At 71.6% G+C, this 9,312-nt stretch carries 12 protein-coding genes; 8 read left to right on the top strand and 4 right to left on the bottom strand.

The features are described from left to right. The 4 genes from M0R80_29425 to M0R80_29440 all read left to right on the top strand — a co-directional run. On the top strand, positions 1-494 hold a 494-nt coding region (locus M0R80_29425; GenBank protein ID MCK9463760.1), incomplete at its 5' end, for a hypothetical protein. Continuing rightward, a complete protein-coding gene (gene lpxK / locus M0R80_29430; protein MCK9463761.1) occupies positions 491-1,522 on the top strand; it encodes a tetraacyldisaccharide 4'-kinase in 1,032 nt (343 codons plus the stop codon). The genes M0R80_29425 and lpxK, both read left to right, overlap by 4 nt. Positions 1,523-1,563: 41 nt before the next feature. Further along, positions 1,564-2,247: a hypothetical protein gene (locus tag M0R80_29435; GenBank protein ID MCK9463762.1), complete on the top strand. Its 684-nt coding sequence runs from the start codon at positions 1,564-1,566 to the stop codon at positions 2,245-2,247. 16 nt (positions 2,248-2,263) lie between these two features. Next, complete coding sequence (locus tag M0R80_29440) at positions 2,264-2,785, top strand: hypothetical protein (GenBank protein ID MCK9463763.1); 522 nt, start codon at positions 2,264-2,266, stop codon at positions 2,783-2,785. Between the two features lie 41 nt (positions 2,786-2,826). Here the strand turns inward: M0R80_29440 and rpoZ are convergent, their stop codons facing one another. Further along, complete coding sequence (gene rpoZ / locus M0R80_29445; protein MCK9463764.1) at positions 2,827-3,069, bottom strand: DNA-directed RNA polymerase subunit omega; 243 nt, start codon at positions 3,067-3,069, stop codon at positions 2,827-2,829. Between the two features lie 97 nt (positions 3,070-3,166). Between rpoZ and tsaB the strand changes: the two genes are divergently transcribed. Both tsaB and M0R80_29455 read left to right on the top strand, forming a co-directional pair. Continuing rightward, positions 3,167-3,898 (top strand): tRNA (adenosine(37)-N6)-threonylcarbamoyltransferase complex dimerization subunit type 1 TsaB, encoded by a 732-nt coding sequence (gene tsaB / locus M0R80_29450; GenBank protein ID MCK9463765.1) that lies wholly within the window; start codon positions 3,167-3,169, stop codon positions 3,896-3,898. Between the two features lie 36 nt (positions 3,899-3,934). Beyond that, on the top strand, positions 3,935-5,197 hold the full coding sequence (locus M0R80_29455; GenBank protein ID MCK9463766.1) for a serine/threonine protein kinase: 1,263 nt from the start codon (positions 3,935-3,937) through the stop codon (positions 5,195-5,197). Here the strand turns inward: M0R80_29455 and M0R80_29460 are convergent, their stop codons facing one another. Together M0R80_29460 and M0R80_29465 are read right to left on the bottom strand one after the other, a co-directional pair. Beyond that, the gene (locus M0R80_29460; GenBank protein ID MCK9463767.1) at positions 5,198-5,401 is read right to left on the bottom strand and encodes a hypothetical protein; all 204 of its coding nucleotides are present in this window, start codon (positions 5,399-5,401) and stop codon (positions 5,198-5,200) included. Beyond that, a complete protein-coding gene (locus M0R80_29465) occupies positions 5,401-6,654 on the bottom strand; it encodes a TRAM domain-containing protein (GenBank protein ID MCK9463768.1) in 1,254 nt (417 codons plus the stop codon). The genes M0R80_29460 and M0R80_29465 overlap by 1 nt, the downstream gene beginning before the upstream one ends. A 94-nt stretch (positions 6,655-6,748) precedes the next feature. On the opposite strand from M0R80_29465, the gene M0R80_29470 reads away from it, so the two are divergent. Next, positions 6,749-7,693: an RNA polymerase factor sigma-32 gene (locus M0R80_29470; GenBank protein ID MCK9463769.1), complete on the top strand. Its 945-nt coding sequence runs from the start codon at positions 6,749-6,751 to the stop codon at positions 7,691-7,693. Further along, complete coding sequence (gene rsmI, locus M0R80_29475; GenBank protein ID MCK9463770.1) at positions 7,690-8,553, top strand: 16S rRNA (cytidine(1402)-2'-O)-methyltransferase; 864 nt, start codon at positions 7,690-7,692, stop codon at positions 8,551-8,553. The genes M0R80_29470 and rsmI overlap by 4 nt, the downstream gene beginning before the upstream one ends. Positions 8,554-8,672: 119 nt before the next feature. Here rsmI and M0R80_29480 read toward each other — a convergent pair whose 3' ends face one another. Beyond that, entirely contained in the window at positions 8,673-9,065 is a 393-nt protein-coding gene (locus M0R80_29480; protein ID MCK9463771.1) for a hypothetical protein, read from the bottom strand. Positions 9,066-9,312 lie beyond the last annotated feature (247 nt).

Raw genomic sequence — 9,312 nt, forward strand, 5'->3', positions numbered from 1 at the left:
CGCAGCGGATCTCGCCCGCCGACGCCACGGCGGGGGACGTGGACGGTTCCTTCTGGCCGTCGCTCGCGGCCACGGGCGCCGGCGCCTGGGTCGCCGCGTTCGCCGACACGGATCCGGGCACGATCCTCGAGTCGGTACCGAGCGACATCGCCCTGTACGACGACGGCGCCCTCGCGGATCTCGTCGGGACGGGGAGCTACTTCTACCGCGAGCCCGCGCTGGCGTACGACGGCGCGCGGTTCGGCCTCCTGTACCTCTCGCGCCTCCTCACGTTCGAGTCGCTCGACTTCCTCTCGCTCGACGCCGCCTTCGCGCCCCCGGCCGCCCCGTACGCCGCCTCGCGGATCGACTCCTCCTCCGGCGCGGACAACACGAGCGGAGGCCGCCTCGTCGCGGTGGCCGCGGACCGGTTCGCGGCGGTCTGGATCAGCCGGAGCGACGACGTCGATCACCTCGAGTACCTCGACTTCGAGGTCTGCGGCGCGGGCGATTGAGCGCACGCCTTCCGGATCTCGGCCTCGGGCTCGCGGCGCGGGTGTTCTCGGCCGCCTCTCGGGCGCGGGCCGCCGCCTACGATCGCGGCGCGCTCCCGATCGCGCGGATCGAGGGCGCCGCCGTCGTCTCGATAGGCAACCTGCGCGCGGGCGGTTCCGGCAAGACGCCGTTCGCGATGTGGCTCGCGGCGGCGCTCTCGAGGCGCGTGCCCGGGGTCGCGATCGCGCTGCGCGGCTACGGCGGGAGCCTGAGCGGAGTCGGCGGCGCGGTCTCGCTCGGCGCGGGGCCCCTGGTCTCGCCGCGAGAGGCCGGAGACGAGGCGTACCTCGCCGCGCTGCGATCGCCACCCGGCGTCTCGGTGTGGGTCGGCGCGGATCGCGTCCTCACCGCGCGGCGCGCGGCGCGCGGCGGGGCGCGGGTCGTGGTGCTCGACGACGGCTTCCAGCACCGGCGCCTCTTCCGCGACTGCGACATCGTGCTCGTCTGCCCCGAGGACCTCGACCCCGGCACGCCCACGCTCCCGCGCGGCCCGCTCCGCGAGAGGGCCGACGCGCTCGGGCGCGCCGACCTGGTGGCCGGCTTCGAGGCCGAGTGGGCGGGCAGGGCCGACGCGCCCGGGATCCTGCTCGGGTCGTCGATCGCCGGGCTCGCGGATCGCGCGGGCGCGGTCTCGCCGATCGCGCCTGGCCAAAGCGCCTTCCTGTTCGCCGGGGTGGCGCGGCCCGAGCGCTTCGTCCGCGACGCCGAGGCCGCGGGGCTCGCCGTCGCCGGCGTCCGGCTGTTTTGCGATCACCACAGGTTCAGCCGCCGCGAGATCGAGGGCGTGGCCGCCGAGGCGCGCGCGCGCGGCGCCGAGCTCCTCGTCACGACGGAGAAGGATCTCGTCCGCATCGACGCCGCACCCGCCTCCCGCGAGATCCTCGCGCTGCGGCGCGAGATCGGCGTCGCGCGGGGCGAGGAGCTCCTCGACCGCGGGATCGAACGCGCGCTCGGCGCGGTTTTCCCTTCTCTCCCGGCTCGAAGATGATATCGTCCGTCCACTCGACGGCGAACCGACAGGAGGTCGACATGCGACGGATGGGGTGCCTGCTTCTGTGCGCGGCCTGGCTCGGCAGCTGCGGCGACGAGCCGCCCGCGGCGAGCCCGCAGGCCGACGGCGGGACCGACGCGGACACCGACGCCGACACCGACGTCGACTCGGACACCGACACCGACGCGGACACCGACTCCGACGCGGACGCGGACGCGGGAAACGACTCGGGCGCTGCCAACCCGTGCACCGAGACGCACGAGGTCTACCTCCTCTGGCCGGACGCGGCAGTCACCGCGCCCATGATGATCGAGCAGAACGACGACCCGAGCTTCTACTACATCTACACGACCGAGGAGGACGAGGGCACGGCGGTCGTGCCGTTCGAGCTGCCCTGCGACGACACCTGGTACGTCTTCGGGATCGGCCAGACCGGGATGGGGACGCCTCTGACCGTCCCGAACACGTTCCACGCGAGCCTCGACGGCGCGCCCGAGGCGCTCTGGGAGCTCCAGGTCACGCTGGCGTCCAGCGCGTGGACGTGGAACCAGGGCGGCACGGACGGCACGCCCTGGGCGCCGGAGTTCGAGACGGGCGCACACACCCTCCAGATCCGCGGCGGCCAGGAAGACTGGCTGTTGCGCCTCCCGAAGCTCGGACCGGTCGTGCTGGTGAACGACGCCGCGTGGACCCCGCCCGAGGGCAAGAGCCTCTCGCGCTGAACCGGAGGAGCCGATCGTGCTGCGCGCCATCAAGACGTTCCTGAAGGATCCGCCGCCCGTGGACGCCCTGGACCAGGTCGTCCCGGGGCTCAACATCGTCGAGGGGATCGTCAAGGTCGAGGACCCGCTCCGCTCGCCGGTGCGCGGGCAGAACTGCATCGGCTACTTCTACCGCTCGTTCCTGGTGATCCCGGCCGCCGGCCGCAACCCGGCCCCCACGATCCACAAGCTCCGGGAGGAGGAGGTCTACGGCCCGTTCTCGCTCGACATGAAGGGCGGCCGGCTCGCCGTCGTCCCGGCGCGGCCCGGCAAGTTCACCCGCGAGGATCACCAGGAGCTGAACCGGCAGTACGTCAAGAACTTCCACGCGACCGAGGATCTGATCCTCCCGGGCGCCCGCGTGCGGCTGCGGGGCAAGGCGAAGCTCGAAGGCGGCGTCATGACGCTCACCATGTCCTCGATCACGGTGATCGCCAAGCAGGTCGTGAGCGCCGGCGTGGTCGGCGATCGCAAGCAGCGCCGCAAGCGAAAGTCCTGAGTGCGAGGCGAGGCGGGGACCGATGCGGTCGGGGGGCGCGATCAGTGACGGGGGCCGCGGACCGTGGACTCGACCGTCTTCTCGATGAGCTCCTGCACGTTCTGCTTGACGCGGACCTGATCGACCGCGATCTCGCGCAGCGCGGTCACGGCCTCGCGGTTCTTGCTCCGCACGCGCCTGTCGGAGCCCTTGAGCAGCTGCCGCGTCCGCTTGGCGGCGACGACGACGAGCGCGAACCGGCTCGGGACCTTCTCCAGGCAATCTTCGACGGTGACTCGGGCCATCTGGCACCTCCGGGCTCCTCGAGAGCCGGCGAAATTTACACCAAGCGGCCGGCGCAGGCAAGCTCGTTCGCCTCCCCCTTCTCCCGCTCCCCTGCCCGTGCTAGTTACAGCCATGCTCGTCCTCGCGATCGACACGTCGACCTCGGTGAGCGCCGTGGGCTGGGTGGAGGCGGAGCCGGCGGAGCGCCCGGAGGCGACCCGGTTCGCGCGGTTCGTCGCCCCGGCCGAGCCCGGGCACGCGGAGACGCTCCTCGATAGGATGAACGCCGCGCTCGCGACCGGCGGCCACGCGCTCGCCGGCGTCGGGCTGCTCGTCTTCGGCCGCGGTCCCGGCACGTTCACCGGCTTGCGGATCGGCCTCGGCACGGCCAAGGGGCTCGCCCTCTCCTGCGGCACGCCGCTCCTCGGGATCTCGTCGCTCGAGGCGCTCGCGATCTCGGCCGGCGTCGAGGGGAGGGTCGCGCCGCTCATCGACGCGCGCCGCGGCGAGCTGTACGCCGCGCTGTACGACGTGCGGCTCGACGGCGACCGCCCGATCGCCCGGCTCGAGGTGCCCGAGCAGGTCGTGCGCCCCGAGAACCTCGGCGCCGCGATCGGCCCGGGAGCCCCCGGCTCGCGCCTCTTCTTCGTCGGCAACGGCGCGGTCCGGTACGCGGACGCCGCGCGCGCCCTCGGCGAGCTGCCGCCCCTCGCCTTCCCGGCGCCGGATCCGTGCCGGATGGCGCTCCTGGGCCTCGAGCGGTTCGTCCGCGGGGGCCCGGACGACCTCGCGGCGCTCGAGCCCTCGTACCTGCGCGAGCCCGACGCGAGGCTCCCGATCACGACCTGATTGACGCCCCCGACGAGACAGGCGAATATTCGCCCCGTGACGGAGAACACGGAGCAGCTTCCCGCCAAGTTCGGGCCCTACTGGTTGATCGATCTCATCGGCAAGGGCGGGATGGCCGAGATCTTCCTCTCCAAGACGTTCACGGGGCTCGGCACCGAACGGCTGTGCGTCATCAAGCGCGTGCTGCCCCAGCTCAACGCCGACGTCGGCTTCTGCGAGATGCTCATCAAGGAGGCGAAGCTGTGCGCCCGCCTCTCGCACGCGAACGTCGTCCAGACGTACGAGCTCGGCCAGATCGACGGGCAGTACTACATCGCGATGGAGTACGTCGAGGGGGTCGATCTGAACCGCCTCCTCGGCCTGCTCGCGCGGATCCGGATCGCGCTGCCGCTGCAGTTCGCGCTGTACATCGTCGTCGAGGCGCTCCGCGGGCTCGACTACGCGCACAGGCTCGCCGACAGCTCCGACGCGCCTTTGAACATCATCCACCGCGACGTGTCGCCGACCAACGTCCTCATCTCGACCGAGGGCGAGGTCAAGCTCTGCGACTTCGGCATCGCGAAGGCGGCGTTCGACGACCGCGGCGTCGAGCACCGCCTCGACGAGTACCATCTCAAGGGCAAGGTCGCGTACATGGCGCCCGAGCACATCGCCGGCGGGACCATCGACCGCAGGGCGGATCTGTTCGCCGCCGGAATCCTCGTGTGGGAGCTGCTCCAGGGCCGCCGCCTGTACAAGACGAAGGACGAGGCCGAGACCCTGCGCCGGGCCACCGCCGCGGAGGTGCCGCCGCTCGAGGACCGCGGCTTCCCGGAGTTCGAGAGGCTCGCGTCGATCGTGCGGAAGGCGCTCGCGCGCGATCCCGCCGAGCGGTTCCAGACCGGCCACGAGTTCATCAGCGCGATAGAAGACTACATGCACGCCTCGGGCCAGATGATCTCGCAGCTCAGGTTCTCGGAGTTCCTGATGGAGAACTTCGGCGAGAGCCTGCTGCAGCAGCGGCGGGAGCGGGAGCGGCACCTCGGGGAGATGATGCGGATCCGCACCGCCGAGGAGTCGGAGGCGCGCTCGCGGGTGCGGAACGACATCACCGCCTCGCTGCTCATCGAGGAGGAGGAAGACGAAGAGCCCAAGCCGCGGCCGCAGGAGGCCGCGGAGCCTCCGCCGCCGCGCCCCGAGGCGCCCGCCGCCGCCCCGCCGCGATCGGGCGGTCACGCCGGCCTGTGGATCGCCGTCGCCGGCTTGGTCGCCGCGGCGGCAGCGACCGCGATCGCCCTGTGGCTCTTCGGCGTGTATTGATCACGCGAGATCGAAGTCCTTGCAGAACACGATCACCTCGGGCCGCAACGCGCCTTCGTAGCGCGCGAGGCGGTGCAGGTCGTTCGGGAAGCCGTGCAGGCAGGAGCCGTCGCGCTCGTCGAAGTGGGCGCAGTGCTCGCACGTGAACCTGAAGGAGTACGCCTCCTTCTGCGCCTCGAACCCTAAGCCGAAGCGGACCTCCATCACGCCCTCTCGAGCAGCACCGCCGCCTCGACGTGCGCGGTCTGCGGGAACATGTCGAACCCGACGCAGCGAGCGACGCGGTAGCCGCCCGCCGCGAGGTGGCCGAGATCGCGCCGCAGCGTGGCCGGATCGCACGACACGTAGATCACGGCGCGGTGATCCCCCAGCGCGATCCGCCGCGCTAGCTCCGCGTGCCCCGTCCTCGGCGGATCGAGCACCACGAGCTGCGCGCGCGCGCCGAGCTCGTCGTACGTCGCGATCGCGTCGCCGCAGCGGACGTCCACCCAGCCGAGGCCCCGCGCCGCGACGTTCTCCCGCGCGGCCCCGCACGCGAGGCGATCGAGCTCGACCGTCGCGAGCGAATCGAGGTGGGGCGCGAGCGCGACCGTCAGGTTCCCGGCGCCCGAGTAGAGCTCGAGGCCGCGGCCGCACCCGAGCTCCGCCGCCCACCCCGCGACGGCGGACGCCAGCGCGCGGTTCACCTCGGCGTGCGCCTGGCCGAAGCTCGACGACGGCACGAGCAGCGGCGCGCCGTCCCCGCCCTCGACCGCGACGGCGCTCGGACCCGCCACCTGCGTCGCGACGCCGTCGACGCGCGCGGCGATCGCCGCGAACGGCTCCGGCACGAGCCGCGCCGCGACCGCGTAGAACGCGGGAGGCAGGGGCTGCGCCGAGTCCACTGCGACCGCGACGCCGGAGGCCGCCGCGACGGCGCGGAGTTCCACCGGCGCCGCAAGGGAGGCGAGCAGCTCGCCCTTGAGCCGCCCGATCACGCCCTCGATCGCGGGATCGAGAACCGGGCAGCGATCGACGTCGACTACCTCGCGGCCGGAGGCGGCGAAGAACCCGAACGGCGCCGCGCCCCGGCGCCTCGGGCCGAGGTGGAGCCTCGCGACGCGACGGTACCCGAGCGGCCGGCCCGCGCGCCGCACCTCGCACGCGTCGCGGCCAACGGCCCGACCGAGGAAGCGCGCCTTGGCCTCGACCTGCGCCGCCTCGTCGACGTGCAGCCAGGCGCAGCCGCCGCAACGGCCGTGGAGCGGGCAGCAGGGCGGTCGGCGATCCGGGCCGGGGCGCTCGACGTCCACCAGCGCGGCGCGGATCAGGTCCTTGTTCTCCCGCACGACCCTCGCCGCGACGGCGTCCCCGGGCGCGGTGAACGGGACGAAGCAGACCTTCCCGTCGACGCGCCCCACCCCGTCGCCGCCGGCGGCGAGGCTCTCGATCTCGAGGCGGATCACCTTCTCTCCCACGCTCCGGCTCCGGCGGTTAAGTTTTGCCAACCAGCGGCGAAACAGGTTAACACGGAGGTCCCGGCGCGGCCACTCGGCCCCGCCGCGCGAGAACATGAACGAACGCACGGGCGACAGATCGGATCTCGGGGGCGCGAGCAGGGGCGCGAAGGACGGGCCGCCGGCGCGGTCGGCCGACGTCGTCCGCTACGATCCGCTCGAGGCGTTCCTGCGGGAGATCCAGCAGTACCCGCTGCTCGGTCCCGAGGACGAGCGGATGCTCGCCGAGAAGTACGTGGCGACCGGCGACGTCCAGGCGGCCGCGCGGCTCGTGACCTCCAACCTCCGCCTGGTCGTGAAGATCGCCTTCGAGTACCGGCGCGCCTACCGCAACATCATGGACCTCGTCCAGGAGGGCAACATCGGCCTCATGCACGCGGTCAAGAAGTTCGACCCGACGCGCGGGGTCAAGCTGTCGTCGTACGCCGCGTGGTGGATCCGCGCGTACATCCTGCGCTTCATCCTGAACAACTGGCGCCTCGTGAAGCTCGGCACGACCCAGTCCCAGCGCAAGCTCTTCTTCAACCTCAACAAGGAGCGCCAGCGGCTCCGGTCGATGGGGATCGAGCCCACCTCCGCCGCGCTCGCCGAGCGCATGGGCGTCGCCGAGCGCGAGGTCGACGACATGGAGCGGCGCCTCAAGGCGGACGACGTGTCGCTGGACGCCGAGATCAACGACGCCGAGGGCCGATCGCTCACGCGGCTCGACCTGATCGCCGATCCGGGCGCGCTCCAGGACAGCCTCTTCCAGGACGCCGACTTCGACGACGCCTTCAAGAAGCGGCTGCACTCCTTCGGCGCCCAGCTCACCGGCAAGGAGCAGTTCATCTTCCAGAACCGCCTCGTCGGGGGCGACCCGCTCACGCTCCAGGAGATCGGCGACAAGTTCGGCGTGAGCCGCGAGCGCATCCGGCAGATCGAGCGGCGGCTCCTGGACAAGCTGCGCAGCTACCTCACGTCGGAGATGCCCGGTTTCTTCGACGGGGAGGAGGTCTCGTGACGGCGACCGCCCGCGGCGGCGGCACGCTCCACGTCGTCGCGACGCCTATCGGGAACCTCGAAGACGTCTCCCCTCGGGCGCTCAGGACGCTGCGCGAGGTCGCGCTCATCGCCGCCGAGGACACCCGGGTCACCGCGAGGCTGCTCGCCCGCTACGGCGTGCGGACGCCGTGCCGGAGCTTCAGGGAGCAGAACGCGGCGCGCGCGATCCCCGGGCTCATGGAGCGGCTCGCGGCGGGCGACGACGTCGCGCTCGTATGCGACGCGGGGACCCCCGGGATCTCCGACCCCGGCGTGGCGCTCGTCGAGGCCGCGGCGGAGGCGGGCTTTTGCGTCTCCCCTATCCCCGGCCCGTCCGCGCTCGCGGCCGCGATCTCGGTCGCCGCGCTGCCGGGCGACGGGGTCCGCTTCGTCGGGTTCCTCCCACGCTCCGGCAGGAACCGGCGCGAGCGGATCGCCGAGCTCGCCGCGGATCGCTCGTGCACCGTCCTCTACGAGTCGCCGGCCCGCCTCGCGGCGACGCTGCGCGATCTCGCGGGGGCCTGCGGCGAAAGGCGCGCGGTCGTGATGCGCGAGCTGACCAAGATCCACGAGGAGATCGCCCGGGGCACGCTCATAGCGCTCGCGGCGCGGTTCGAGGGCGGGACGCGCGGGGAGATCGTCGTCGCCGTGGCCGGCGCCCCGAAGGCGGCGCCCGCGGCGGTGGGCGACGATACGCTTCGACTGGCCGTCGCGGAGCACCTCGCCGCCGGCATGTCCGCCCGCGACGCCTCTGCGGCCGTCGCCGTCGCGCTCGGCGTGCCTAGAAAGCGGGCGTACGCGGCGGCGGTCGCGGCGGCTGGGAGACGGTCATCGGTTTGATGCTTCGAGAAACTGCGAGGTCGGCCTCTTGCTCGCCATGAAAGAGGTCGACGTGAGCGAGGCGATCGCGAAAGCGTGCTCCGAACGCGGTACCAACTCACCCGTCGACCGGTCGCGTGTTACTTTTTCTTGGGAGGCGATTTGGTCTTCCCCGGGGGCTTGGGCGCTCCGAGATCTTCGACCGCCTCGGCGAATTCCTTCACGAGACCGGGTTTCAACCGGAACACTTCGACGCCCCCTCCCCGAACGGTGTAGGCGTCGGGAATGAAGACCTCATCCTTGCCGTAGTCGACGGCGACGGTGCCGTCGCCACCCTTTTCGTAGTTCAGCTTCAGGCAGCGGAACATCAGCTCTCGCCCCTCTCGGGACAGCTGATTGAGGTTGGCGAGAGTCGCCGGAAGAACGCTCCGACTTGGTTTCTGTTCTCTTTGGACTATTTTTCTGACCATCTGGATATCCTCATCTGCGAAGCTCGTCCGACAGTCTACCTGGAAGCAGGGTCGGTTCTTCAAGAGATTAGGATCTCCGTCCTGTTCTGCCTACGTCTTTGTCCGGATCGGATCGGATATGGGTGTCGAGTAGCACCCGGCCGGTTGCCCGACCGGGGCCCTCACCAGATCCGGACGAGGAGATTGCCACCATCCGGCTCTTCTGTCGGTACGTCTCATGGAGCGGCCCACAGGTTCCTGTAGACCCTGACCTTCGGGAGCGGTATCTCGCGGAGCATCCGGTTGAAGCGTTCCCAGGTCATCCGCGTCC

This window comes from Pseudomonadota bacterium (assembly GCA_023229365.1).
Lineage (GTDB): Bacteria > Myxococcota_A > Polyangia > JAAYKL01 > JAAYKL01 > JALNZK01.

Excerpts from the sequence above, each read along its gene's own strand:
- M0R80_29435 (MCK9463762.1), top strand. The coding sequence starts at position 1,564 with ATGCGACGGATGGGGTGCCTGCTTCTGTGCGCGGCCTGGCTCGGCAGC.
- rpoZ (MCK9463764.1), bottom strand. The coding sequence starts at position 3,069 with ATGGCCCGAGTCACCGTCGAAGATTGCCTGGAGAAGGTCCCGAGCCGG.
- M0R80_29460 (MCK9463767.1), bottom strand. The coding sequence starts at position 5,401 with ATGGAGGTCCGCTTCGGCTTAGGGTTCGAGGCGCAGAAGGAGGCGTAC.
- M0R80_29470 (MCK9463769.1), top strand. The coding sequence starts at position 6,749 with ATGAACGAACGCACGGGCGACAGATCGGATCTCGGGGGCGCGAGCAGG.